The organism is Microbacterium sp. 10M-3C3 (assembly GCF_003931875.1).
Taxonomy (GTDB): domain Bacteria; phylum Actinomycetota; class Actinomycetes; order Actinomycetales; family Microbacteriaceae; genus Microbacterium.
The window spans coordinates 1,409,094-1,432,362 of record NZ_CP034245.1 but is presented as its reverse complement, the minus strand read 5'-3'; the positions used below and the strand labels follow the sequence as shown (position 1 = coordinate 1,432,362).

23 protein-coding genes and 1 pseudogene are annotated in these 23,269 nt (G+C 70.7%); 12 read left to right on the top strand and 12 right to left on the bottom strand.

Annotation, left to right across the window (positions count from 1 at the left end; genetic code table 11):
- Window positions 1-58 precede the first annotated feature (58 nt).
- On the bottom strand, window positions 59-1,948 hold the full coding sequence (locus EI169_RS06865) for an ABC transporter ATP-binding protein (protein ID WP_125131668.1): 1,890 nt from the start codon (window positions 1,946-1,948) through the stop codon (window positions 59-61).
- Between the two features lie 148 nt (window positions 1,949-2,096).
- On the opposite strand from EI169_RS06865, the gene EI169_RS06860 reads away from it, so the two are divergent.
- The 4 genes from EI169_RS06860 to EI169_RS06845 all read left to right on the top strand — a co-directional run bounded on the left by EI169_RS06860 (window position 2,097) and on the right by EI169_RS06845 (window position 6,321).
- Window positions 2,097-3,566, top strand: coding sequence for an MDR family MFS transporter (locus tag EI169_RS06860; protein ID WP_240640695.1), 1,470 nt, complete (start codon window positions 2,097-2,099; stop codon window positions 3,564-3,566).
- Window positions 3,567-3,643: 77 nt separating this feature from the next.
- Complete coding sequence (locus EI169_RS06855; protein WP_125131666.1) at window positions 3,644-3,997, top strand: hypothetical protein; 354 nt, start codon at window positions 3,644-3,646, stop codon at window positions 3,995-3,997.
- A gap of 85 nt (window positions 3,998-4,082) precedes the next feature.
- Window positions 4,083-4,631: a type 1 glutamine amidotransferase domain-containing protein gene (locus tag EI169_RS06850; RefSeq protein ID WP_125131665.1), complete on the top strand. Its 549-nt coding sequence runs from the start codon at window positions 4,083-4,085 to the stop codon at window positions 4,629-4,631.
- Between the two features lie 46 nt (window positions 4,632-4,677).
- Window positions 4,678-6,321, top strand: coding sequence for a cyclic nucleotide-binding domain-containing thioredoxin-disulfide reductase (locus EI169_RS06845; protein ID WP_125131664.1), 1,644 nt, complete (start codon window positions 4,678-4,680; stop codon window positions 6,319-6,321).
- Window positions 6,322-6,352: 31 nt separating this feature from the next.
- On the opposite strand, the gene EI169_RS06840 is transcribed toward EI169_RS06845, so the two are convergent.
- A complete protein-coding gene (locus EI169_RS06840) occupies window positions 6,353-7,183 on the bottom strand; it encodes a DNA-formamidopyrimidine glycosylase family protein (RefSeq protein ID WP_125131663.1) in 831 nt (276 codons plus the stop codon).
- A gap of 2 nt (window positions 7,184-7,185) precedes the next feature.
- Window positions 7,186-7,761, bottom strand: a complete 576-nt coding sequence (locus EI169_RS06835; RefSeq protein ID WP_125131662.1) for a hypothetical protein — start codon at window positions 7,759-7,761, stop codon at window positions 7,186-7,188.
- Window positions 7,762-7,926: 165 nt separating this feature from the next.
- Between EI169_RS06835 and EI169_RS06830 the strand changes: the two genes are divergently transcribed.
- Both EI169_RS06830 and EI169_RS06825 read left to right on the top strand, forming a co-directional pair.
- Window positions 7,927-8,400, top strand: coding sequence for a CinA family protein (locus EI169_RS06830; protein WP_164515458.1), 474 nt, complete (start codon window positions 7,927-7,929; stop codon window positions 8,398-8,400).
- A 9-nt stretch (window positions 8,401-8,409) separates the two neighbouring features.
- Window positions 8,410-8,913 (top strand): GNAT family N-acetyltransferase, encoded by a 504-nt coding sequence (locus tag EI169_RS06825; RefSeq protein ID WP_125131660.1) that lies wholly within the window; start codon window positions 8,410-8,412, stop codon window positions 8,911-8,913.
- Window positions 8,914-8,926: 13 nt separating this feature from the next.
- On the opposite strand, the gene EI169_RS06820 is transcribed toward EI169_RS06825, so the two are convergent.
- Complete coding sequence (locus EI169_RS06820; protein ID WP_240640694.1) at window positions 8,927-9,670, bottom strand: SUMF1/EgtB/PvdO family nonheme iron enzyme; 744 nt, start codon at window positions 9,668-9,670, stop codon at window positions 8,927-8,929.
- Window positions 9,671-9,777: 107 nt separating this feature from the next.
- Between EI169_RS06820 and EI169_RS16560 the strand changes: the two genes are divergently transcribed.
- A complete protein-coding gene (locus tag EI169_RS16560; protein ID WP_164515457.1) occupies window positions 9,778-9,948 on the top strand; it encodes a hypothetical protein in 171 nt (56 codons plus the stop codon).
- A 34-nt stretch (window positions 9,949-9,982) separates the two neighbouring features.
- Here the strand turns inward: EI169_RS16560 and EI169_RS06815 are convergent, their stop codons facing one another.
- The gene (locus EI169_RS06815) at window positions 9,983-10,357 is read right to left on the bottom strand and encodes an ATP-dependent DNA ligase (RefSeq protein ID WP_240640693.1); all 375 of its coding nucleotides are present in this window, start codon (window positions 10,355-10,357) and stop codon (window positions 9,983-9,985) included.
- A 205-nt stretch (window positions 10,358-10,562) separates the two neighbouring features.
- On the opposite strand from EI169_RS06815, the gene EI169_RS06810 reads away from it, so the two are divergent.
- Together EI169_RS06810 and EI169_RS06805 are read left to right on the top strand one after the other, a co-directional pair.
- A complete protein-coding gene (locus EI169_RS06810) occupies window positions 10,563-11,186 on the top strand; it encodes a DUF1684 domain-containing protein (RefSeq protein ID WP_125131658.1) in 624 nt (207 codons plus the stop codon).
- A complete protein-coding gene (locus EI169_RS06805) occupies window positions 11,183-11,527 on the top strand; it encodes a LysR family transcriptional regulator (protein ID WP_125131657.1) in 345 nt (114 codons plus the stop codon). The genes EI169_RS06810 and EI169_RS06805 overlap by 4 nt, the downstream gene beginning before the upstream one ends.
- An 11-nt stretch (window positions 11,528-11,538) precedes the next feature.
- Here EI169_RS06805 and EI169_RS06800 read toward each other — a convergent pair.
- Window positions 11,539-12,015 (bottom strand): annotated as a pseudogene (locus EI169_RS06800) (ATP-binding cassette domain-containing protein); the annotation flags it as partial.
- Window positions 12,016-12,061: 46 nt separating this feature from the next.
- Between EI169_RS06800 and EI169_RS16555 the strand changes: the two are divergent.
- Window positions 12,062-12,322, top strand: coding sequence for a hypothetical protein (locus EI169_RS16555; RefSeq protein ID WP_164515386.1), 261 nt, complete (start codon window positions 12,062-12,064; stop codon window positions 12,320-12,322).
- Window positions 12,323-12,365: 43 nt separating this feature from the next.
- Window positions 12,366-13,670: a recombinase family protein gene (locus tag EI169_RS06795; protein WP_205783893.1), complete on the top strand. Its 1,305-nt coding sequence runs from the start codon at window positions 12,366-12,368 to the stop codon at window positions 13,668-13,670.
- A 118-nt stretch (window positions 13,671-13,788) separates the two neighbouring features.
- Here EI169_RS06795 and EI169_RS06790 read toward each other — a convergent pair whose 3' ends face one another.
- From EI169_RS06790 to EI169_RS06765, 6 genes are all read right to left on the bottom strand, one after another.
- Window positions 13,789-15,291 (bottom strand): multicopper oxidase family protein, encoded by a 1,503-nt coding sequence (locus EI169_RS06790; RefSeq protein ID WP_205783892.1) that lies wholly within the window; start codon window positions 15,289-15,291, stop codon window positions 13,789-13,791.
- A gap of 14 nt (window positions 15,292-15,305) precedes the next feature.
- On the bottom strand, window positions 15,306-17,813 hold the full coding sequence (locus EI169_RS06785) for a heavy metal translocating P-type ATPase (RefSeq protein WP_125131654.1): 2,508 nt from the start codon (window positions 17,811-17,813) through the stop codon (window positions 15,306-15,308).
- Window positions 17,810-20,263 (bottom strand): phosphoketolase family protein, encoded by a 2,454-nt coding sequence (locus EI169_RS06780; RefSeq protein ID WP_125131653.1) that lies wholly within the window; start codon window positions 20,261-20,263, stop codon window positions 17,810-17,812. Before EI169_RS06780 ends, EI169_RS06785 begins: the two co-directional genes overlap by 4 nt.
- A 58-nt stretch (window positions 20,264-20,321) precedes the next feature.
- Window positions 20,322-21,182, bottom strand: a complete 861-nt coding sequence (locus tag EI169_RS06775) for a F510_1955 family glycosylhydrolase (protein WP_125131652.1) — start codon at window positions 21,180-21,182, stop codon at window positions 20,322-20,324.
- A gap of 117 nt (window positions 21,183-21,299) precedes the next feature.
- Window positions 21,300-21,914 carry a DUF305 domain-containing protein gene (locus tag EI169_RS06770; RefSeq protein WP_125131651.1) on the bottom strand — a complete coding sequence of 205 codons (615 nt, stop codon included), beginning with the start codon at window positions 21,912-21,914 and terminating at the stop codon, window positions 21,300-21,302.
- A 104-nt stretch (window positions 21,915-22,018) separates the two neighbouring features.
- Window positions 22,019-22,489: a DUF6153 family protein gene (locus EI169_RS06765; protein WP_125131650.1), complete on the bottom strand. Its 471-nt coding sequence runs from the start codon at window positions 22,487-22,489 to the stop codon at window positions 22,019-22,021.
- A gap of 150 nt (window positions 22,490-22,639) precedes the next feature.
- Between EI169_RS06765 and EI169_RS06760 the strand changes: the two genes are divergently transcribed.
- Entirely contained in the window at window positions 22,640-23,104 is a 465-nt protein-coding gene (locus EI169_RS06760) for a DUF6153 family protein (RefSeq protein WP_125131649.1), read from the top strand.
- The last annotated feature ends 165 nt before the right edge of the window (window positions 23,105-23,269 follow it).

Sequence of the window (23,269 nt, the reverse complement as noted above, 5' to 3'; positions counted from 1 at the left end):
CCGCTCGCCCGGTCGTGCACTCTCGCGTCCAGGGTGCACTCTCGGCGCGCCCGTCACGTCAGGGGTGGGCGGACTCCTCCTCGGTGAGCACGCGGTTCGCGGCGAGCTGCTCGGCGGCGAGGCTCGCGTAGAGCCCGTCGGCGGCGAGCAGCTCGGCGTGCGTACCCGATTCGACGATCCGCCCGCCGTCGACGACGTGGATGACGTCGGCGCCGATGACGGTCGACAGCCGATGCGCGATCGTCAGGGTCGTCCGCCCGTGGGCGGCGGTGTCGAGGGCCTCCTGCACGATGCGCTCCGACACGGTGTCGAGCGCGCTCGTCGCCTCGTCCAGCAGCAGCACGGGCGGGTCCTTCAGCAGCACGCGCGCGATCGCGATGCGCTGCTTCTCGCCTCCGGAGAGGCGGTACCCGCGCTCGCCGACGATCGTGTCGTACCCCTTCTCGAAGCCCGCGATGACGTGATGGATGTTCGCGCGCCGGCACGCCTCCTCGATCTCGGCGTCGCTCGCGTCGGGGCGCGCGTACCGCAGGTTCTCGCGGATGCTGGCGTGGAAGAGGTACGTCTCCTGCGACACGATGCCGATGTGGTCGATGATCGACCCCTGCGTGAGGTGTCGCACGTCGGCACCGGCGAACAGGACCGCGCCCGCGGACGCCTCGTACATCCGCGGCGTGAGGTAGAGGATCGTCGTCTTCCCCGCGCCGGACGGCCCCACGAATGCGACGTGCGACCCCGGCTCGGCCGTGAACGACACCCCGTCGAGCGTCGGCCGGGTCCGGGCCGACGCATCCGGATACCGGAACTCGACGTCGCGGAACTCGATGCGCCCGAGCGGACCCGGTGCGTCGGCCACGTCGATGGCATCGGGCGCGTCACGGATCGCGGGCGTGAGGTCGAGGTACTCGAAGATGCGGGCGAACAGCGCGCGGGAGGTCTGCAGGTCGAGCGCGACGCGCATGAGCCCCATGAGCGGCATGAGGAGCCGGGCCTGCACGGTCGTGAACGCGACGATCGTGCCGGCGGTGATCGAGTCGGCGCCACCGGTGATGAGGTACCCGGCGACGAGGTAGATGACCGCCGGGACGCTCGACATGATGACCTGCACGACCGCGAAAAAGCCTTGCCCGCTCATCGCCTGGCGCACCTGCAGCCGCACCTGGTTCGCGTTCTCCGCCGCGAAGCGCTGCGATTCGGCGCGCTGGCGGTTGAACGACTTCGACAGCAGGATGCCCGACACGCTCAGGGTCTCCTGGGTGATCGAGGTCAGCTCCGACAGGGACTCCTGGGTCTGCCCCGCGATGCGCGCGCGCAGCTGCCCGACGCGGCGCTGGACGAGGACGAGCAGGGGCATCATGATCACCGCGATGAGCGTCAGGCGCCAGTCGATGAGGATCATCGCCACGAGCGACGCGGCGACGGTGACGGTGTTGCCCAGCACGCTCGTGACGGTATTGGTGAGCACGCCCGACACGCCGCCGACATCGTTCTGCAGGCGGGACTGGATGACGCCGGTCTTCGTGCGGGTGAAGAAGCCGAGCTCCATCGCCTGGAGGTGGTCGAACAGCCGTACGCGCAGGTCGCCGGTGACGCGGTTGCCGACGGTCGCGGTCAGCCACGTCTGCCCGACGCCGAGAGCGGCCGACAGGAGGAAGAGCGCGATCATCGCCGTCACGAGGCGCACGAGCAGACCGAGGTCGACCCCGCCGCCGGCGACGGGGAAGAGCGCGTCGTCGAAGATGCGCTGCACGATGAGCGGCGGGATGACCGCGACCGCCGCACCGACCACGACGAGCGTCGCGGTCACCGCGATGCGCGCGCGGTACGGGCGGAACAGCGCGATCACGCGCGCGCCGAGGTGCGGCACGCGGGGCGCCTGCGCGTTGAGCCTGCGCTGCGCCTCCGCGTCGACCCCGCGGAAGCGGCCGCCGCCCATGCCCATGCTCATGCGCGTCAGCCTACGTCCGCGCGGGGACCACGAGGGCGGGGCGATCCTACCGGGATCGGGAATAGAGTGTCGGACCCGGCCGTTATCGTGGGGGCTGGCCATGCGATCGCGTGGCGACCTGGCACCCCCGCACATCCCGAGGAGCATCGTGGCCGCCACCGACACCGTCCGGATCCCCCAGACGACCGCCCCCGGTGTGTCGCCGCAGCAGAGCCGCGTCATCTGGCTGCTGCTCATCGCCGCGTTCGTCGCGATCCTCAACGAGACCACGATGGGCGTCGCGATCCCGCACCTCATCGTCGGCCTCGGCATCACCGCCGTCGCCGCCCAGTGGCTCACCACGGCCTTCATGCTGACGATGGCCGTCGTGATCCCGATCTCGGGGTTCCTGCTGCAGCGCTTCACGACGCGCCAGATCTTCCTCACCGCGATGACCCTCTTCTGCGCGGGCACGCTCGTGGCGTTCCTCTCCCCCGGATTCGAGCTGCTCGTCGCCGCGCGCGTCATCCAGGCGTCGGGCACGGCGATCATGATGCCGCTGCTCATGACGACGATCATCACGATCGTCCCGCCCGCGCAGCGCGGACGGATGATGGGCCGCGTCAGCATCGTCATCTCGCTGGCGCCGGCGATCGGCCCGACCATGTCGGGGCTCATCCTCGACTCGCTCGGGTGGCACTGGATCTTCGGCATCGTGCTGCCGATCGCGATCGTCGCGCTCCTCATCGGCGCGCGCTGGATCACGAACCTCGGCGACACCCGCCACGCCCCGATCGACATCCCCTCCGTCATCCTCTCGGCGTTCGGCTTCGGCGGCCTCGTCTTCGGTCTCAGCCAGATCGGCGGACACGGGGCGGATGCGGCGGCCGCGGGTGCCTCCACGGCGACCCTCGTGATCGCCTTCGTGGTGGGCGGCGTCGGGCTGCTGATGTTCGGGTGGCGTCAGCTGCGCCTGCAGCGGGCTGACAAGGCGCTGCTGGACCTCCGCGTCTTCCGCAGTGCGAACTTCTCGCTGTCCGTCGCGCAGCTGGGCGTCATGTCGCTCGCCTTCTTCGGCGTGATCACCCTGCTGCCGCTGTACCTGCAGAACGTCCGCGAGGTGTCGGCGCTGGAGACGGGCCTCATCGTGCTCCCCGGTTCGCTCGCGATGGGCTTCGCGGGGCCCGTCATCGGCCGCATCTACGACCGCTGGGGCACGCGCGTGCTCCTCATCCCCGGCGCCGTCGTCACGAGCGCGATGCTGTGGCTGTACACGACCGTCGGTCCCGACACCGCCGTGTGGGAGATCGTCGTGCTCCAGACCGTCCTGTCCCTCGGTCTCGCACTGTCGTTCACGCCGCTGTTCACGGCGTCGCTCGGGTCGCTCGAGCCCCGGCTCTACTCGTACGGCTCGGCCGTCGTCGGCACGATCCAGCAGGTCGCGGGCGCGGCGGGCATCGCGCTGCTCGTCACGATCATGTCGTCGGTGGGCGCCGCCGCGGGTGCGGACGGCGTGACCGCCGACGGCATCCGGGTCGCGTTCGTCGTCGGCGCGATCATCTCGCTGCCGCTGATCGTGGGTGCGATCCTCATCCGCAAGCCCGCCGACGCTCCCGAGGGCGCGCCCGCCGTGCACTGAACGTCCGCCGCCCGCCCCGCGAGGGCGCGGCGGCGTAGCGCGACGCACCTCGCAGCGCCACGGGAGCGCGGAGGATCATGACGGCCATAATCGTGGAAACCCCTCCGCGGGACGATCCCGACCCCGCCGTCGCGGCGATGTACGCCGACGACCTCGAGGACGGCGGCGTCGTCTTCGCGCGGCGCCTGACCCTCGAGCCGACGGCCATGACCGACGACGACTCGGCCGACCTGCGCGCGCACGGGTACTCCGACCGTCAGATCGTCGACATCGCGATCATCGCCGGCGCACGCAACTTCTTCAGCCGCACGCTGCAGGCGCTGGCGGTGCCCGTCGACGACCTCCCGCGTCTCGCTCCCGCGTCTCGATCCCGCGCTGGCCGAGCGCCTCCTCGCCGGACTGCCACGCTGACCGCCGCTTCGGCCCGCTGACGGCCTCGTCGGCGCTCGTCAACCCCGCCGCGCGTGCGAGCCCGGCCTGCCTACCGTGGGCGAACCCACGGACGAGGAGGAAGAGATGAGCGATCTGAACGGCAAGCGTGTGGCGTTCCTGCTGACGGACGGCTTCGAGGACAGCGAACTGACGAGCCCCTGGCAGGCGGTGACCGACGCCGGCGCGACCGCGGTCCTGGTCTCCCCCGCCGACGGCACGGTCACCGGCAAGAACGGGCACGAGCAGGCTGTCGATCTCGCTCCGGCGGCGGCGGATGCGACGGACTACGACGCCCTCGTCCTCCCCGGCGGTGTCGTCAACGCCGACAAGATCCGCATGGACGAGTCGGCGGTGGCGTTCGCCAAGGAGTTCTTCGCGCAGCACAAGCCCGTCGGCGTCATCTGCCACGGCGGCTGGATCCTCACCGAGGCGGACGTCGTGACGGGCCGCACGCTGACGAGCTATCCGAGCCTGGAGACAGACCTGCGCAACGCCGGCGCGACGTGGGTGGACGAAGAGGTGCACGTCGACAACGGCCTGGTCTCGAGTCGGACGCCGGACGATCTGCCGGCCTTCAACGACAAGCTCGTGGAGGAGATCGGCGAGGGCGAGCACCCCGGCCAGACCGTCTGAACCGGAGCCGGCCCGGCGTTCCCGCGGGGGCCACTAGCCTGTCCCCGTGGGAACGTCAGAGTCCGTCACCGAAAACCCGCCGCAGTCCGCCCCGCTCACCGACGACCAGTGGGCCCGAATCCTTCCGTACGCCACGCCCGAGGACGTGTCCGAGGGCGATTACGTCTTCCGATCCGGCGATCCATCGTACGACCTCATCCTCGTCGACACCGCCGAGGTCGAGATCGTCCGGGATTCGCTGTGGACGCTCGGCGAGTCCGTGCTCGTCGTGAACGGCCGTCATGCCGTCGCGGGCGAGCTCGGCGTCCTCAACGGGCAGGGCGCCTTCCTCTCGGCCCGTGTCTCGCGCAGCGGCCGCGTGTACCGCCTTCCGCGCGAGGCGCTGCGCCGCGTCATGAGCGAGGACGACGAGCTGTGCGACGTGCTGCTGCGCATGCTGTGGAACCGTCGCGAGGCCCTGCGCAAGGGCCCGGCCGCGCTCACCCTGAAGTTCGTCGGCACCGAATCCTCGCGGGAGTTCGAGGCGCTGCAGCGCTTCGCCGACCGGCTCGACCTCGTGCACACCGCCTTCGAAATCGATCCGGGCAACACGTATCAGTACGACCACCACAATGTCGCACCGGAGGACCTGCCGATCGCGTTCGTGCAAGGGGAGCCCATCTACCGCGCGACGCCGGGGCTCGTCGCCGACAAGCTGGGGCTCAGCTACAACGGGCAGTCCGACGAGATCGTGGACCTCGTCGTGGTCGGCGGCGGACCCGCCGGACTCGCGGCCGCGATCTACGGCGCGTCCGAGGGTCTCAGCACGGTGCTGCTGGACGCGGTCGCGCCCGGCGGACAGGCCGCGGCGACCTCCCGCATCGAGAACTTCCTCGGCTTCCCGTTCGGCGTCAGCGGCGGCGACCTCATCGGCCAGGCCTCGTTGCAGGCGCTGAAGTTCGGCGTGCGCGTCTACGCCCCGTGCGAGGCCGCGCAGCTGCGCTCGACGGATGACGGCCTCGAGGTGACCCTCACCGACGGCCGTGTCATCCACACCCGCACCGCGATCGTCACCTCGGGCGCGGCGTACCGCCGGCTGCCCCTCGACCGTTGGAACGACTTCGAGGGCGCGGGCATCTACTACGCCGCAACGCAGTTCGAGCTGCGCCACGTGTTCGAGCACCCCGTCGTCGTCGTGGGCGGCGCGAACTCCGCCGGGCAGGCCGCGCTCTTCCTCTCCTCGAACGGATGCCCGGTGCGCCTCGTCGTACGCGGCGACGACCTGAGCGCACGCATGTCGGCGTATCTCGTCGACCGGCTGCACGAAGACGCCCGGGTCGAGGTGCTGACAGGTGCGAACGTGACGGGGCTGGACGGCGACGGCAGTCTCGAGCGCGTACGGATCGACGCCGTCGGCGACGTCGACGCGCGCGGGCTGTTCTGCTTCATCGGCGCCGACCCCGCCACGCGCTGGCTCCCGGATCTCGACCGCGACCGTGACGGTTTCCTCCGCACCGGCACCGACATCCCGCTCGAGCGCCTCGGCGAGCCGTGGCAGGCGCTCGGGCGCGAGCCGCTGCCGTTCGAGACATCGGTGCCGCGCGTCTTCGCCGCCGGCGATGTGCGCCGAGGATCGATGAAGCGCGTCGCGGCCGCCGTCGGCGAGGGGTCGAGCGCCGTCGCCTCGGTGCATCGGGCGCTGGCCGGCTGAGCCGGCCCACCGTCCGACCGGCTCGGCGGCGTCACTCCGGCAGGGGCACACCGCCGGTCTGACGTTCCGGGCAGTACTGCGCGCGGCCCTTCGACCCCGGCACGTCGAGCACCGTGCCCGCGGTGCCGCACGGCTCTCCAGTGCGGCCGTGCACGCGCATCGAGGCGACCTTGGCGGCCTTCTGCTCGGCGATCGGCACACCGCTGCGCGCGGCCTGCGCCCCGCGCAGCACGCCGACGACGGATGCAGCGAGACGGGCACGCTCGTCCTCGTCGAGCGCGGCGGCGTGGACCACGGGTGACAGGCCCGCGTCGTACAGGATCTCGTCGGAGTAGGCGTTGCCGATTCCCGCGATCGACTCCTGCTCCTGCAGCAGCGCCTTCAGCTGCTTGCGCCGTCCGACCACGGCGCGTTCGAGGTCGTCGGCCGTCCACGACGCGGCCAGCGGGTCGGGCCCGAGCTTCGCGATCGCGGCGACGTCGGCGGGCGCGTCGACGACCGAGACGCCGAGCGACAGCCAGTCCCCCGCATCCGTGAGCCCCACCACTCCGCGTCCCGCGAACCCGATCGTCGCGATGACGGGCGCGGGCGACTCGGCGGGGACCTCCTCCGCGGCACCGCGCCACGTGGCCCAGCCCGCGCGGCCGAAGCTGACGACGAGGACACCGCCGTCGGTGTGCACGGCGATGTGCTTGCCGTGCCGCTCCACGGCGGAGACGGTCGTCCCGACCAGCGTCTCAAGCGGCCGCGTGCGGGTCTTCAGGGCGCGGAACTCGGCGAGGTCCGTGTCGGCGACACGGGCGCCGACGAGCGTGTCGCGCAGGAATCCGGTGAGGGCGTCGACCTCGGGAGACTCGGGCACGGTCAGCCGAAGATGCCCGAGACGATCTCGGACAGGAAGGCGCGGCCGTTGCGGTTCGAGGTCGACATGTAGATCCAGACGCCGTCGCGCGCCGTGATCGTCTCCTCGGTGTCGGGGCCGGTGCCGGGCAGCTGGCAGTACTGCGCGCCGAAGTCCTCCGCCGCCTGACACGTGTAGCCCTGGGCCGGAAGCTGCTGCAGCGCGGCCGTCACCGCCTCGGGCGCAGCCGTGCTGATCAGCAGAAGGATGCCCGTGGTGTCTCCCGTGAACCAGTCGCAGCCGAGGCGCAGCGTCGCGCCCTCCGGAACCGGACGCACGAATCCCTCGCCGTTGCTCTGCAGCGTCAGGTCGCCGATGGCGGCCGCGCGCGTCTCGGGTGAGGCGAGCGTCTGGCAGTCGGTGGGGATCTGCGGATCGGACTGCGGGAGGTTGGTCTCGACGGGGCTGGGGGTCGGCTTCGGCGTCTCGGGCGGGATCGTGCTGACCTGCGGCGCCGGCGATGCGCTGGGCGCGGTGGACCCGCCGCCGCATCCGGCGAGGGCGAGCGCGGCCGCGATCAGACCGACGGCGATGGACATCCGGGCAGCGGACGCGTGCATGGCGACTCCCTCGATCGTCGGACGTGCCTCCGATGTTACGGACCACCCATCCACATCCGCTAGCAAACGCCCGGCCCTCGTCGCAATCCCGGCGGGCACGAGGGGATCCGGGCCATAGCGTCGGGGCCGATGGACGGAGGCGGAATGGAACTGGTCGACGAGCTGTCGCGGGCCACGCGGGACGCGGGCGTCACGATCGCGGCCGCCGAGTCGCTCACGAGCGGCGCGCTGAGCTCCGCCCTCGGCCGGGGCGACGGCGCGGGCGAATGGTTCCGCGGCGGCGTCGTCGCGTATCAGCTCGCGTCCAAGACGCGAGCGCTCGGGGTCCACCCCTATGTGGATCCGTGCTCGGAGGCGTGCGCGCGGCAGATGGCGGCCGGTGCGCGGGAGGTCCTCGGCGCCGACATCGCCGTCTCGGTGACCGGTGTCGGCGGCCCCGACGAGCAGGACGGCCACACCCCCGGCACGGTGCACTTCGCGCTGGCGACGGATGCCGGCGTGCGCGCCGAGCTCTACTCCTTCGACGGTGACCCCGCCGCGGTCATCGAGCAGTCGGTGGCGCACGGGCTGCGGCTCCTGCTGGCGGGTGTGGCGGAAGCGGAGTCCGCACGTCGATAGGCTTCCCGGATGCAGCCCCGCGACCTGGATGACCGCACCGTCCTGCGACCGGCACGACCCGGCGACGAAGCGGGGATCCTCGCGGCCATCGTCGCTCTGGCCGTCTACGAGCGCGAGCCGGACGCCGTCGAGAACTCGGAGGCCGATCTGCGGGAGTCGCTGTTCGGCCCGTCGCCGCGCGCCTTCGCTCACGTGGTGGAGCGCGACGGCGCCATCCTCGGCATCGCGATCTGGTTCCTCACCTACTCGACGTGGACGGGCCGACACGGCATCTGGCTCGAAGACCTGTGGGTGGCCGAGAGCGAGCGCGGTCGCGGCTACGGCAAGGCGCTGCTTGCCTCCCTCGCCGCCGAGTGCGTCGAGCGCGGCTACTCCCGACTGGAGTGGACCGTGCTCGACTGGAACGCGCCGTCCATCGCGTTCTACCGGTCGGTCGGGGCCGAGCCGATGGACGAATGGACGACGCAGCGCATGAGCGGTGCCGCCCTGGAGGCCCTCGCCGCGACCGCATGACCGCGGCCGCGTGTCAGCGCAGGGGTGTCCATCCGAACGGCACCGGCCCGGTCACCTCGGCGCGCTCGCGATCGGCCTCCGCAGACCAGCCCTGCGCCGCATCCGGGGTCTCGGACGGCCCGCGCGCGACGCGGAAGCCGACGTCGTCGTGCTCGACCCGGGGCGGTCCGCCGCGGCGGACACCCGCGCGCACGCTGGCGGGATCGTCGGCGAATCCTCCGCCGCGGAAGACGCGATAGTCGGCGTAGCGCGCGGGGTCCAGCAGGTCCCAGCACCACTCCCACACGTTGCCGAGCGTGTCGAAGAGCCCGAACAGGTTCGGCAACTTCCCGCCGACGTCGTGCGGCCGATCACCACCGTCCAGCGCGGTCCACGCGACGTCGGGCAGCGGGCCGTAGTGCGGGCCTGTCGACCCGGCCCGGCACGCGAACTCCCACTCCGCCTCGGTCGGCAGTCGGTAGCCGTCCGCATCCGCATGCCAGGTCACGACCTCGCCGTCGTGGGAGTACACCGGATCAAGGCCCTCCCACTCCGACAGCGCGTTGCAGAAGCGCACGGCGCGCAGCCAGCTGACGGATGCGGCGGGGTGCCGCGGATGCGGCGCGCCGAGCCCGAGCATCTGGCCGAGCTGGGCTTCGGTCACCGGGAACGCGGCGATGTCGAAGGGTGCGAGCTCGACGGTGCGCTGCACGCGGCGCCGCGCGTCGTGCAGTGTCACCCGTCCTCCGGGGAGCGAGACCAGTTCGACGTCGTCCACTGTGCCGAGTCTGCCAGCCGCGACGAGGGACGAGGTCATCCTGGAGTCGGATGACGCAACGACCGCGGGCGGATCCGCCGCGACGGCTCGGTCCGTAGCGTCGAAGCATGACCACGCACAGCATCGATCTCCCTCAGCGCGCCCGCTCGCGCACGGCCGCGGGCCTGGCCGCCATCGCCGCGACGGTGGCGGCGATGTTCGGCATGCTGATCGTGGCCGGCGGCGCCGTCCTCGCCGTCGCGCTGTGGGCCGCGTCGCTGTTGAGGGGCTTGGTTTAGGCCGGCGGGCGCGGGCGACGGCTGCCGCGCGCCGTCAGGCGGTGCTCATGCGGTCTTCGACGATGTCGAACTTCAGAGACTCCTGGGGGGCGTGGAGGCGCTCCACCTGGCGGGCGTCGGGCTCAGGGACGACGTAGAGGCCGTGCGGGCCGTTGGCGGTGTAGGTCAACGCCTGCAACCACGCCGGATTGATCGCCGGCGTGCGGCCGCCGTGGAACTTGAACACCAGGTTCGCGCCACGGTGGACCCACACCGACGTGCGCCCGCCGCCGACGCTGATGTCCTCCTTCCACGTGAACAGGAAGCACTCGTCGCGCCGGAGCTTGGACGTGATGACCTGCTGCAGGTGCGCGAGCAGACGATCCTCGAACTCGGCTTTGGTCGTGGTCTCGAAGGTGAACTTGCCCATGATCGGCTCCTCCCGTGCGCGCGCGGGCCACCGGAATGTCCGAAGGGTCGGAAGGCGAGGGGTCCGGGGGGACCGCGCGTGCTGGTGACCTCCGACGCTCCTCCCCCTCCCGCCTGCCCGCAAGGGGAAGGCACGTTCCCGACCCTCCCCGATGCGCGCCCGGGCGTGTCGCATGCGCGTGCAGGCGCTCGCCTAGACTCACGGCGTGATCGACGACGCCGCCCGCACCGCTCTCCATGTCGCCGATTGGCGCCGCAGCGTCTTCGCGCTCTACGACCGGGTGCGTGACACGCCGGAGCCCGCGGCCGCACACGAGCTCTGGCGACGCGGCCGGGATCGGCTGCTCTCGGAGCATCCGGCGACCCCGCTCCTCCCCCGAGACCGACCGGGTTTCGCAGGCGCGCCCGTCGCCGCCTACGACGCCGCCTGGCGCTTCACGTGCGCGATCGAGCCCGCCGAGCCCGGGTCGTTCGACTTCACCACCGGCACGGACGGCGTCGTGACGTTCGAACGGGTCGGTCGCGTCCAGGTCCCGGATGCGGGCAGCCTCGACGTGTGGCGCCTCACCTCCTACGGCGGCGGGATCTTCATCCCGTTCCGCGACGCGTCGGCGGGCACGCCCGGCGGCACCTACGGCGGCGGGCGCTACCTCATCGACACCATCAAGGGCGCCGACCTGGGCGCCGACCCGGAGACCGGCACGATCGTGCTGGATTTCAACTTCGCCTACAACCCGTCGTGCGCGTACGACCCGGCGTGGGCGTGCCCGCTCGCGCCGCTCGGCAACCGGCTGGGCGTGCCCGTCCGGGTCGGGGAGCTGTACGGATGAAGCTCGAGGCACTACGCCGCTTCGTCGCCGTCGCGGACGAACTGCACTTCCCCCGTGCGGCGCAGACGCTCGGCATCCCTCTGGCATCGCTGTACTCCACCATCGACAAGCTCGAGGCCGAGGTCGGCCACCCGCTCTTCCGGCGGGAAGGCGGCACGCGTCTCACGCCGGCCGGCGAGCTGCTCCTCGACGAGGCGCGCGAGCGGATCGCCGCCGCGCCGGCGCCCGTCGCCAAGCCCGCGGCGTCGGCGGGCGGCAAGGCGAAGGCGTCGAAGGGCCAGGGCAGGGCGCCGATCGTGAAGGGGCAGCCGAAGCCGTACAGGAAGCGGCAGGGCCGGTAGCCGCGCGGTCGTCAGAGCTCGCGCACGCGGCCGTCTTCGACCCGCCACCGCCGATCCAGACGCACCGCGTCGAGCATCCGGCGGTCGTGGCTGACGAGGAGCAGCGTGCCCTCGTACGACTCGAGCGCCTGCTCGAGCTGCTCGATCGCGGGCAGGTCGAGGTGGTTGGTCGGCTCGTCCAGGACGAGCACGTTGACGCCGCGCGCCTGTAAGAGCGCCATCGCCGCGCGCGTGCGCTCGCCCGGCGACAGTGCGCCCACCGGCCGTGTGACGTGGTCGGCCTTCAGCCCGAACTTGGCCAGCAGGGTGCGCACCTCCCCGGACGCCAGCGTCGGCAGGAGTCGCTCGACTGCCGCCGAGAGCGGCTCGTCGCCGGTCAGCAGCGACCGTGCCTGGTCGATCTCGCCGATCTCGACGCTCGCACCGAGGGCCGCCGTCCCCTCGTCGAGCCTGCGGCGGCCGAGGAGGGTGCGCAGGAGTGTCGTCTTCTCCACTTGGTGCATCTGACGCACCTAGTCAGTGGAGGTGATCGGCATGGATGTCGAGCGCAAGAGGAACGTCGCGGTGTACGTGCGGGTGGCCCGCGTGCGAGACGTTGGCAGGGACACGGAGGCGCAGCGACGAGACATTGAGCGGTACTGCCGCGAGAATAACCTAGTCGTTGCGGCGACGCTGCGGACGACCCGCCTGACTGTCGATCGCTCCTCAAGGGAGATGCTCCGGGCGCGGGCTCAGTTCGCGCTAGATGCGTCGATGGAGCAGGGCTCCGATCGAGCTGATCGTGATGCTCTCTAGGGCAACGACGAGCAGCACCGGGACGATCACGGAGCAGGTGCTGGTGTATCTGCGGATCAGCGAGGACCGCACCGGGGAAGAAGCCGGCGTCGAACGGCAGCGGGACGACTGCCTCGCGTTGTGCGCCCGGCTGGGCTTGGACGTCGCCGAGGGCGACGTGTTTATGGACAACGACACGTCGGCCTACTTGGACAAGAAGCGGCCGGACTTCGCGCGGATGCTCGCCCGGATCAAGCTCGGCCCCTCACGGGTCGTGGTGTGGCACGTCGACCGCCTGTACCGGCGGCCCCGTGAGCTCGAGGACTTGATCGACCTCGTGGAGACGCAGCCAATCCGTATCGAGGCGGTCATGGGCGGTGCGTTTGACCTGATTACCCACGAGGGCCGGCTGATGGCTCGCCAGCTCGTTGCGATGGCCGCTTACGAGTCCGGGCACAAGGCCGACCGTATCCGCCGCGCGAACCGACAGAAGGCCGAGCGCGGTGACTGGCGCGGCGCGGCCAAGTTCGGCTACGGCACTGGCGGCGTGCTGATTTCCGAGCAGGCCGCGGTGGTCCGAGAGATGGCCGACAGGTTCCTGGCTGGTCAGTCGCTGCGGTCGATCACGTCATGGCTGAACGAGGAGTCGGGGGTCCCTGCACCGCAAGCGGGGACGGGGAAGACGCTCGGGGTGTGGCACGCGACCACCGTGAAGTCGATCTTGGTTTCCGCGCGGATCAGCGGACAGCGGGCGTATGAGCCGGGCCGTAAGCGTGGAGACGCCCCGAACGGGCGGGAGATCCTCGGGCCGGGGAACTGGCCGGCGATCATCACCCCGGAGGAGACGACCCGTATCCGGGCGATGCTTTCCAACCCTGACCGCCGGGTCGGCGCATCTTCGATCAACCTGCTGTCGGCGATCGCGACGTGCGGCAAGTGTGGCTCCGGGCTCGTCGCGGGCAAGGCCAAGCTCGGACCATCGGACGCGAAGCGGAACTACTATCGCTGCATGCCCGTGCCAGGGCATCCGGAGCGAGGCGGGCCGTCGGTCAGCGCCTCCGGTCTGGAAGCAGTCGTCAAGGAAGCGGTGATCGCCCGGCTGGCCGCGACCACGCTCCCGGCCGACACTCCCGAGACGGGCGGCGCGGTCGCGGAGGCGATGGGACGTATCTTGGCCGCACGCGAGCGGATGGAAGACCTCGCCCGTGACTACGGGGCAGGAATGTTGAGCCGCGGTGAGTACCACGCGGGTCGTGTCGCGGCTCAGAGCGCCGTACACGACGCGGAACTTGCTCTCGGCAGGGTGAACCGTGGGTCCGCGCTCTCCACCGCCGACAACGGCGGCCCGGCCGGCCTACCAATAACGTAGCCGCCGCCGGTGCCGTCAAGATCCCGCAGGGGTGCGGCCGCATCCCGTCGGATCACTGGCGTCGTCACGCGTTGATTGATGCGGCCAGCTGGGTGGCCCCTGGAAGGTTGCGCCGTGGTCACGCCCGATAGCCGATGACAGTGGTCATGCCGGTTTCGGCGTGGTAGACGTTGTGGCAGTGCGCGATCCAGAGGCCGGGGTTGTCGGCGTCGAAGTCGACGGTGAGGGTCTGTTTCGGCAGGATGATTGAGGTGTCCTTCCGCGGGCCGTCGCCCTGGTGCTGGTATGTGTGCCCGTGCAGGTGAAACGGGTGCCACATCTCGGTGTCGTTGGTGATGGTGAGCCGAACGCGTTCGCCTTCCCGGATCTCGTGCGCTGCGTTCAGGGGCTGGGTCATGTCGAACCGGCGCCCGTCGATGCCCCAGTCGTAGTCGGCCATCCCTCCGGTGAGGGCGATCGCGATGGACCTGTCGGGCTGCCGGGAGGACAGCGCCGCACGGCTGTCGGCGGCCAGCAACTGCGCGGTCCCGACTCGGCTGCTGGTCAGCTCTGGGATGCTCACGTCGGCCGCCGGGGCTGCGGCCGCGGCGCCGGTGCGGATGACCGCGAATCCGCGAGCTCGCTTTCCCTCGGCTTGAGCGATGAGCGGGAACGCCCCGTCGCCCAGGGTGATGGTCGCGTCGTAGCGTTCGCCCATCCCGATCAGGATGCTGTCGACCTCCACCGGGGTCACGGGGAACCCGTCGCTGTGGGTGATGGTCAACCCGTGGCCGCCGACTGCGAGACGGAACGCGGTGTCGCTGCCGGCGTTGATGATCCTCAATCGGACTCGATTGCCGGGCTTGCCGGTGAACTGGGTGGGGTCGTCGACCGGCTTCCCGTTGATGAGGTAGAGGGGGTAGTAGACATCGCCGGCATCGCCGCCGAGCAGGTCGGAGGTGGCGCCCATGAGCGTGTTGCCCATCCGCATGAACATGTCGTCCATCCCGCCCATGTCGCCCATCCCGGCGGAGAGTTCTTCGAGTACCTGGTCGGGGTTGGCGGTGACGCCGTCGAGCCAGTCGTCGAGAATGATCACCCATTCGTCGTCGTAGGCCAGCGGTTCGTCCGGGTCCTCGACGATCAGGGCGCCGTAGAGGCCGCGGTCCAGTTGCACGCCGACGTGGGGGTGGAACCAGTAGGTGCCAGGGTCGGGGACGATGAACTCGTAGTCGAAGGCTGCGCCGGCGCCGATGGGCTTCTGCGTGATGGGGGGCACCCCGTCCATGTCGTTGCGCAGCGCGATCCCGTGCCAGTGCACGGAGGTGTCGGTGTCGAGCTGGTTGCGGACGGTGGCCTGGAGGGTGTCTCCGGCGCCGAGGCGGATGACGGGCGCCGGGGTGGAGCCGAACGCCCAGGTGGCCGCTGTCTTGCCGGCCAGGTCCAGCACGAGCGGGGCGGCGGCAAGGGTCGCGGTGGTGACCTTGCCGGTGCCGCCACGTCGCCGCTCCGCATCCTTCACCGCGGTGCCGTCCGGTTGCACCCAAGTCGCTGCCGGCGCGCAGGACGCTAGGGCGACAGTGGCGAGCGCGCCGACGCTGACGCCGAGGAAGCCGCGGCGGGTGAGGGACGCGCTGAGCACAGGACGACTCGTGCTCACGGCTGCACCTCGTTCGCGAGCACAGCGGTTGGCGCGGCGCTTGCGCTGGGTTGTGCCGGGAGCCGCAGTCGCTTGAGGAGGAGGGCGTTGACGGCGACGATGACGGAGGAGCCGGACATGCTGATCGCCGCGATCTCGGGGGTGAGCATGATCCCGAACGCGGGGTAGAACACGCCGGCGGCGATCGGGAGGGCGATCGCGTTGTAGCCGACGGCCCAGCCGAGGTTCTGCCGCATCTTCCGCAGCGTGCCCTTGCCGATCTTGAGCGCGATGGCCACGTCCAGCGGGTCGGAGCGCATCAGGACGACGTCGGCGGTCTCGATCGCGACGTCGGTGCCGGCGCCGATCGCGATGCCGAGGTCGGCTTGGGCCAGCGCGGGGGCGTCGTTGACGCCGTCGCCGACCATCGCAACCTTCTTGCCCGTTTTCTGCAGCTCGGCGATCTTGGCGGATTTGTCTTCGGGGAGCACGTCGGCGATCACGGTGTCGATGCCCAGCAGTGCGGCGATGCGGTCGGCGGTGGGTTTGTTGTCGCCGGTGAGCATGGCCACCTCGATGCCCTGTTCGTGGAGGGCGTCGATGGCGGCTTTGGCGGTGTCGCGCGGCGCGTCGGCCAGGGCGATGACGCCGGCGATCTGCCCGTCGACGGCGAACATGATCGCGGTGCGTCCGCCGTCGGCGAGGGCCTGCTGCTGCGCGGCGACCGGGGAGATGTCGATGCCTTCGGCGGCCATCAGGCGGGCGTTGCCGAGCACGACCTGCTTGCCGTCGACGGTGGCGGTCGCGCCTTGGCCGGTCACGTTGCGGAAGGCGGTCGCGGTGCGGCGGGGGATGTCCCGGCGGTCGGCGTACTGCACGATCGCTTTGGCCAGCGGATGCTCGGACTCCCGCTCGAGTGCGGCGGCGAGGGAGAGCAGCTCGAGGTCGTCCATCCCGACCGGGAGGTAATCGGTGACCTCCGGTTCCCCCTTGGTAAGAGTGCCGGTCTTGTCCAGCACCACCGTGTCGATGTGGGCGGAGGTCTCGATCCCGGAGGCGTTCTTGAACAGCACCCCGCGCTTGGCACCGAGCCCGGTGCCGACCATGATCGCCGTCGGGGTGGCGAGGCCGAGCGCGTCGGGGCAGGTGATGACGACGACGGTGATGGCGAACAGGATCGCCATCGGCAGTTCAGCCCCGGCGAGGAACCACACCAGGAAGGTGAGGGTGCCACCGATCAGGGCCACCAGGACCAGCCAGAACGCGGCCCGGTCGGCGAGGCGCTGGCCGGGGGCTTTGGAGTTCTGCGCCTCCTGCACGAGCTTCACGATCTGCGCCAGCGCGGTGTCGGCGCCGACCTTCGTGGCCCGCACCCGCAGGGTGCCGACGGTGTTCACGGTCGCGCCGATCACCTCGGCGCCGGGGGCCTTGTCTACCGGCATGGATTCGCCGGTGACCATCGACTCGTCGACCTCGGATTCGCCCTCCTCGACGGTGCCGTCGGTGGGGACTTTCGCGCCGGGGCGGATCAGCATCAGATCGCCCGGGACGACGTCGGAGGTGGGGATCTCGACCTCATTGCCGTCGCGGAGCACGACGGCGCGGGCCGGCGCGAGCTCCAGCAGTCGGCGGATCGCGTCGTTCGCCCCGCCGCGGGCCCGCATCTCCACCCAATGGCCCAGGAGCACGAAGGTGGCCAGCACGGTCGCGGCCTCGTAGAACACCTCGCCGCCGCCGGTCAGGGTGATGATCAGGCTGTAGAGCCAGCCGGCACCGACTCCGACCGCGACGAGCACCATCATGTCCAGGGTCTTCGCCCGCAGCGCTCGGTAGGCGCCGTCGAAGAAGATCCACGCCGAGTAGAAGATCACCGGCAGCGACAGGATCAGCATGAACACGTCGTCCCGCAGCCCGAACGGGGCCGGCACCTCGAATCCGATCACCTCCCGCCCGATCGGAGACCACAAGGTGATCGGGATCGACAAGATCAACGCGACCAGGAACCGGTTGCGCATGTCGCGGATCATCGACGCCATCGACATGCCGCCGTGATGCCCGCCGTGACCCATCATGTCCTGCGCGCTATGGCCCGCCACCGCACTCCCACCGTGATCGTGCCCGCCGGCGACGGCGGCCCCGTCGTGGTGCTGATGCGCCTCGGATTGGTCGGCATCGGCGTGCGCATCGTGCCCTGCGTGCGCAGCGTCTCCGGCGTGCGCACCGTGGTCGGCGTGCTCGTCGGGTCCGGCCTGGGCAGGGTGGGCCTGCGGGTCGTGCGCGGGGTCGCAGATGTGGTCGGGGACGGACTGGCCGGCGCAGTGGTAACCGCAGTCGATGACCCATTGCTGCAGGTGCGCGACCGAGGTGGTCTCGGGGTCGTAGGTGACGGTCGCGGTCTGCGAGACCGGGTTCGCGTCGACGGCGATCACCCCGGGCTGGCGGCCCAGGTGGGCTTCGGTGACGTTCTTAGAGGTCGCGCGGATCATGCCGCCCACCTGCAAGGTCACGGTTCTGGTGTCACTCATTTCGGTTCCTTCCCGATGGCGGGGTCGGTGGTGTCGGGGTGGGGCCAGTGCCAGTCGGCGACGGCTGGAATGTCGGTGCCGTGCTCACGGGTGTGGGCGCGGGCATGCAGGCGCGCGTCCTGCAGTTCCTGCCGCAGCTCCGCGCGGCGGGCGGCGAGGCCCGGAACGTGGTCGAGGACGTCGATCGCGAGCCGGTACCGGTCCAGGTCGTTGAGCATGACCATGTCGAACGGGGTCGTGGTGGTGCCCCGCTCCTGGAAGCCGTGCACATGCAGGTTCTGGTGCCCGGCGCGCTTGTAGGTGAGACGGTGGATCAGCCACGGGTAGCCGTGGTAGGCGAAGATCACCGGCTTGTCGGGGGTGAAGATCGCATCGAACTCCCGGTCCGGGAGACCGTGCGGGTGCTGGTCCTCGGATTGCAGCCGGGTCAGGTCGACCACGTTCACCACCCGCACCTTCAGGTCGGGGATGTGCTCGCGCAGCAGCGCCGCAGCGGCGAGGGTTTCGAGGGTGGGGACGTCGCCGGCGGCGGCGAGCACCACATCCGGCTCGGTGCCTTCGGTTTCGGTGCCCGCCCACGGCAGGATGCCCAGCCCGCGGGTGCAGTGCTCGATCGCCTCGTCCATCGTGAGCCACTGCGGGGCGGGCTGCTTCCCGGCGACGACGACGTTGATGTACCCGGTGGAGCGCAGGCAGTGGTCGTAGGTGGACAGCAGCGTGTTCGCGTCGAACGGGAGGTAGACGCGGACGATGTCGGGGCTCTTGTTCAGGGCGAGGTCGATGAACCCGGGGTCCTGGTGGGAGAACCCGTTGTGGTCCTGCCGCCAGACGTGGCTGGAGAGCAGGTAGTTGAAGCTCGGGATCGGGTCCCGCCAGGCCACCTCCCGGGCCGCTTCGAGCCATTTGGCGTGCTGGTTGAACATGGAGTCGACGATGTGGGTGAATGCCTCGTAGCAGTTGAACAGGCCGTGCCGGCCGGTCAGGACGTAGCCCTCGAGCCAGCCCTGGCACTGGTGCTCGCTGAGCACCTCCATCACCCGCCCGGTCGGGGCCAGGTGCTCGTCGACGGGCTCCACGGCCGCGTTCCACTGCTTGCCGGTAACCGAGTAGACGGGTGGGGCGAGCCGGTTGGAGGCGGTCTCGTCCGGGCCGAAGATGCGGAAGTTGTCCGGGTTGTCCCGGATCACCCCCGCCAGCCAATCCCCCAAAGTCCGGGTCGCTTCGCCGGTCAACGCCCCGCGCGCGGCGGGGTCGACGTGGTGGGCGTGCTCGCGGAAGTCCGGGAGCCGCAGCGGGATCGTGAGTTGTCCGCCGTTGCCGGCCGGGTTCGCGCTCATCCGCCGATCCCCATCCGGGGCGATCGCGACCGTGGTCGGGCGTGGGGCGCCGATCACGTCGAACAGCCCGTGCGGACGGTAGGACGCCAGCCAGTCCTCGAGGATCCGCAGGTGCTCGGGATTGTCGCGGACCTCGGGGAGCGGCACCTGGTGGGCCCGCCAGGTGCCCTCCACCGGCAGACCGTCGATGATCTTCGGGCAGGTCCACCCCTTCGGGCTGCGCAGCACGATCGCCGGCCACGCCGGCCGCCCCTCCAACGTCCCGGCCGCCGCGGCGGCCTTGATTTCCGCGATCTCATCCAGCACCGTATCCAGCACCGCCGCGAACGTCGCGTGGGACTCGGCCGGGGTCTCGTCGTCGAAGCCGACCGTGACGACGTGGGGGTCGTGGCCGTAGCCGCGCAGCAGCGCGACCAGCTCCTCCTCGGGGATGCGGGACAGCACGGTCGGGTTGGCGATCTTGTACCCGTTCAGATGCAGGATCGGCAGCACCACCCCATCGGCGGCGGGGTTGAGGAACTTGTTGCCGTGCCACGCGGTCGCCAACGGCCCGGTCTCGGCCTCACCGTCGCCGATCACGCAGGCGACCAGCAGGTCGGGGTTGTCGAACGCCGCCCCGTAGGCGTGCACGAGGGAGTAGCCCAGCTCGCCGCCCTCGTTGATCGACCCCGGCGTTTCCGGGGAGGCGTGCGAGGGGATCCCGCCCGGGAAGGAGAACTGGCGGAACAGCGCCCGCAGCCCCTCTTCGGTGCGGTCGATGCCCGGGTAGCGTTCGGTGTAGGTGCCGTCCAGGTAGGCGTTGGCGACCATGCCCGGTCCGCCGTGCCCGGGCCCGGTCACGTACAGGGTGTTCAGGTCGCGGTCGCGGATGGCGCGGTTCAGGTGGGCGTAGAGGAAGTTCAGGCCCGGGGTGGTGCCCCAATGGCCGAGCAGCCGCGGCTTGATGTCCTCCCGGCTGAGGCGGTGGCGCAGCAGCGGGTTACCTTGCAGGTAGATCTGCCCGATGCTCAGATAGTTCGCCGCCCGCCACCACGCATCCACCTCCGCCAACTGCTCGGCGGTGGCATCGGTGGTGCGGTGCGCCCACGCCGGGGCTGCTGGTGTGGGGGTCATGGTCGGTCTCCTTCCGATCCGCGGCCGCTCGGGTCGCGCCAGGTGCGAATGACGGTGGTTATGGTGTTGCCGCCGGGATGAGGACGGTGGCGGTGGTGTCGCGGATCCAGACCACGCCACGGTCATCGACCAGGACGATTGCACCGTCCGTCGTGACCCCGAGGGCTTGGACGGTTCCCGTGGTGGTGCCGACGTTCTCCCAGCCGGTGCCGACTAGGCGCCGCAACGTCCCGTCGGTGTCCACTCCGACCACCCCACCGGTTGGGTCGGTCTCCACCATGTACAGCACCGGCGCGTCCGGGGCCGGGGTGAAGGTGGCGCCACCATCGGTGCTGTGCTGCAGCCCGTCCTGGGTGGCGGCGTACAGGGTGCCGTCGGTCGCGGCGGCCAGGTCGACGGCGGGCAGCTGGGCACCGTCCGCCCAAGTCTGCCCGCCGTCACCGCTGGTGCGCAGCAGCGGGCGGGAGGATCCGATCCCGTACAGGGTGCCGTCGCCGGTGACGGTGAGGACGTGGAAGTCTTCTTCCCCGGTGAACGCGACCGGTTCCCACGAGGCGCCGGCGTCGAGGCTGCGGATGATGCCGAGGTTGGGGGCGCCGAGCTCCGCCGGGGTGGACGGGCCGGGGTGCCCGGACGCGTAGAGGGTGTCACCGGTGGCGGTCAGTCCCATCGCGTCCAGGTCGATGCCACCGACCGGGCCGGTGACGGTGCCGTCCTCGCCCAGCGTGTACAGGCCGGTGTGGGTGCCGAGCAGCACGGTGCCGTCACCGGCGTCGACGATGCCGTGCACATGCCCGAGCCCGGCCGCGGTGCTCGCGGGGGCATCGGGCTCCGCAGGGGTGGTGCTGCAGCCCGTGAGCAGCAGCGCGACGGTGACGGTGGCCGTGATCGCGACTCTTCGGGTGGCAGGGGGAATCATGGGCGGAGGGCCTTTCCGTGCGGGTACGCCGGATACCGGTGACCGCACAGGGGTCGAGGGTGGGGCCTCGGACGGGACCGGCATCGGGAGCGCGGGTCCCGTCCGAGGGGTACCGGGTCAGAGGCTGGCGAGGATGTCCTGCATCGTGGTGATCTCGGCGGTTTGCCCGTCGATGATCTGCTGCGCGAGGGCGGCCACGTCCGTGTTCTGCCCGTCGGTGAGCACCGACTGCGCCATCGTCACGGCGCCCTGGTGGTGAGCGATCATGCCGTTCAGGAACAGTCGGGTCGCCTCGACCCCGGTCGCGGCATCCAGAGCGGCCATGTCGTCCTCCGACATCATCCCGTCGCCCATGTCCATGCCGTCCATACCGGACATGGAGTCGTCGTACGGGACGCCCCACTCCTCCAGCCAGCCCTTCATGGTCTGGATCTCCGGGTCCTGTGCGGCCTTGATCTGCTCGGCGAGGGAGACGACCCGCTCGTCGATGCCGTCTTTCGCGAGGATCTGATCGGCCATCGCGATGGCCTGCTGGTGGTGCGGGATCATCATCGTCACGAACATCTCGTCCGCGGCGTTGAACGCCGCGGCGGACTGGGACGGGGCGGTGCTGGTCATCCCCCCAGGCCCGTGGTCCATGCCGGGCATGGTGCCGTCGGTCGGGGCGCAGCCGGCGAGCACAACCACGGTGGCCAGGGCGCCGGCGGTCAGCGTGAGAGTACGAAAACGCATCAGGGGTTGTCCTTATCTATTCAGTCGGTGAGGGTCTGATTCGGTGCCCGGGAGGGCAGAGTGCAGCATCCCCGGCGGCGAGGGTCGCCGGGGTTCAGGCGGAATCAGGTGCGACTGATGGACAGGACAAGCAGTGAAGGCGGGCGGGGATGCGGCAATCCGGCCAGCAGCGTCCGGGTATGGGAGCGCGAGCGGGCGACGGCGTATGTGAGAAGGGCACGGAACGTCGGGGCGAGCAGGACGATCACCGCGGCCAGCAGCGCCAGCACACACACCATCATCAGCATCGAGTGATCCGGCATCCCCGCAGGGCTGCCGCACCCGTCCTGGCAATGCCCCCCAGCGCCCTCCGCCGCAGCTGCGGTCATCGGCGTATCGTCGGCGGCGGCTGGCGCGGAGCCGACCTGGCTGTGCGTGCTCATCGCGCTGGTCTCTGATGCCAGGGCGGGCTGGTGGGAACCGGTCAGGACGTGCATGGACAGCAGCCCGGTGATGATCGCCAGGGCGATCGGAGCGGCCAGCAGAAGTCGGCGCACCCCGGGGGTCAGACGCGTGTGCAAGCGAATCACGTTCACGACCGACCTCCTTCCCGTCCAGGCTAGCGGCGCCCTGCCCCCGCAACACGGTCAGAACCACGCACCGGGAGCACGTCCTTCCACCCAGCTTATACCCATCCGGGGTATCCAGGATGGGGATCGCTTCGGGGATGGCTACCCGCCCGGGGTATGATGGGCGTCATCGAGGAAGGGGCGTCGACGGTGAACCAGGTGGTGGCGCAACGGCGGGCACTCGGGTCCCGGCGTGCCCTCTGGTTCTACCTGGCCGCGGTGACCGCGATCATCGCGGGGCTGCTCGCAATGCACTCGCTGAGTCTGGAAGACGACCAGGCGGGCACTGTCGTGTCCGCCGCCGCAGTCGTTGCGGCCCCCGATGCCGCCGCTGACGTCCTGGTCAGCGGGGTGGCGACGCCCTCGTGCGAGGAGACGGTCTGCGGGACATCTCATGCTGTAGCTGCCGTGACGTGTCTGCTCGCGTTGCTGACCCTGCTCATCCTGGTGCTACCGACCCGGGACGGGTGGATGTCGCTGCTGGCGTGGCTGCGATCCCTCCCCGGCAGGTCGGCCTCGTTCACGTCCGGGTCGCCTCTTCTGCGGCCCTCCCTGATCGTTTTGTCGATCAGCCGCACCTGATCAACACTCCGCCCGCGCCCGCCGTCTGAGCCACCGCTGGTGTGGCCGTGTGCGTGATGTCGCCGACGGCCACGATGTGCGCCCCGTAGGTAAGCGCGCCGCGCCTGCGGCAGCACCGTGTGTGACCCGATCCGAGATTCTCGCCGCGGAAGCGGCACACTCTCG

What these genes read in the sequence shown, in the direction of transcription:
- EI169_RS06865 (WP_125131668.1), bottom strand. Translation starts at nt 1,948, where the DNA reads ATGAGCATGGGCATGGGCGGCGGCCGCTTCCGCGGGGTCGACGCGGAG.
- EI169_RS06855 (WP_125131666.1), top strand. Translation starts at nt 3,644, where the DNA reads ATGACGGCCATAATCGTGGAAACCCCTCCGCGGGACGATCCCGACCCC.
- EI169_RS06850 (WP_125131665.1), top strand. Translation starts at nt 4,083, where the DNA reads ATGAGCGATCTGAACGGCAAGCGTGTGGCGTTCCTGCTGACGGACGGC.
- EI169_RS06835 (WP_125131662.1), bottom strand. Translation starts at nt 7,761, where the DNA reads ATGTCCATCGCCGTCGGTCTGATCGCGGCCGCGCTCGCCCTCGCCGGA.
- EI169_RS06830 (WP_164515458.1), top strand. Translation starts at nt 7,927, where the DNA reads ATGGAACTGGTCGACGAGCTGTCGCGGGCCACGCGGGACGCGGGCGTC.
- EI169_RS06825 (WP_125131660.1), top strand. Translation starts at nt 8,410, where the DNA reads ATGCAGCCCCGCGACCTGGATGACCGCACCGTCCTGCGACCGGCACGA.
- EI169_RS16560 (WP_164515457.1), top strand. Translation starts at nt 9,778, where the DNA reads ATGACCACGCACAGCATCGATCTCCCTCAGCGCGCCCGCTCGCGCACG.
- EI169_RS06815 (WP_240640693.1), bottom strand. Translation starts at nt 10,357, where the DNA reads ATGGGCAAGTTCACCTTCGAGACCACGACCAAAGCCGAGTTCGAGGAT.
- EI169_RS06805 (WP_125131657.1), top strand. Translation starts at nt 11,183, where the DNA reads ATGAAGCTCGAGGCACTACGCCGCTTCGTCGCCGTCGCGGACGAACTG.
- EI169_RS16555 (WP_164515386.1), top strand. Translation starts at nt 12,062, where the DNA reads ATGGATGTCGAGCGCAAGAGGAACGTCGCGGTGTACGTGCGGGTGGCC.
- EI169_RS06785 (WP_125131654.1), bottom strand. Translation starts at nt 17,813, where the DNA reads ATGAGTGACACCAGAACCGTGACCTTGCAGGTGGGCGGCATGATCCGC.
- EI169_RS06780 (WP_125131653.1), bottom strand. Translation starts at nt 20,263, where the DNA reads ATGACCCCCACACCAGCAGCCCCGGCGTGGGCGCACCGCACCACCGAT.
- EI169_RS06775 (WP_125131652.1), bottom strand. Translation starts at nt 21,182, where the DNA reads ATGATTCCCCCTGCCACCCGAAGAGTCGCGATCACGGCCACCGTCACC.
- EI169_RS06770 (WP_125131651.1), bottom strand. Translation starts at nt 21,914, where the DNA reads ATGCGTTTTCGTACTCTCACGCTGACCGCCGGCGCCCTGGCCACCGTG.
- EI169_RS06760 (WP_125131649.1), top strand. Translation starts at nt 22,640, where the DNA reads ATGATGGGCGTCATCGAGGAAGGGGCGTCGACGGTGAACCAGGTGGTG.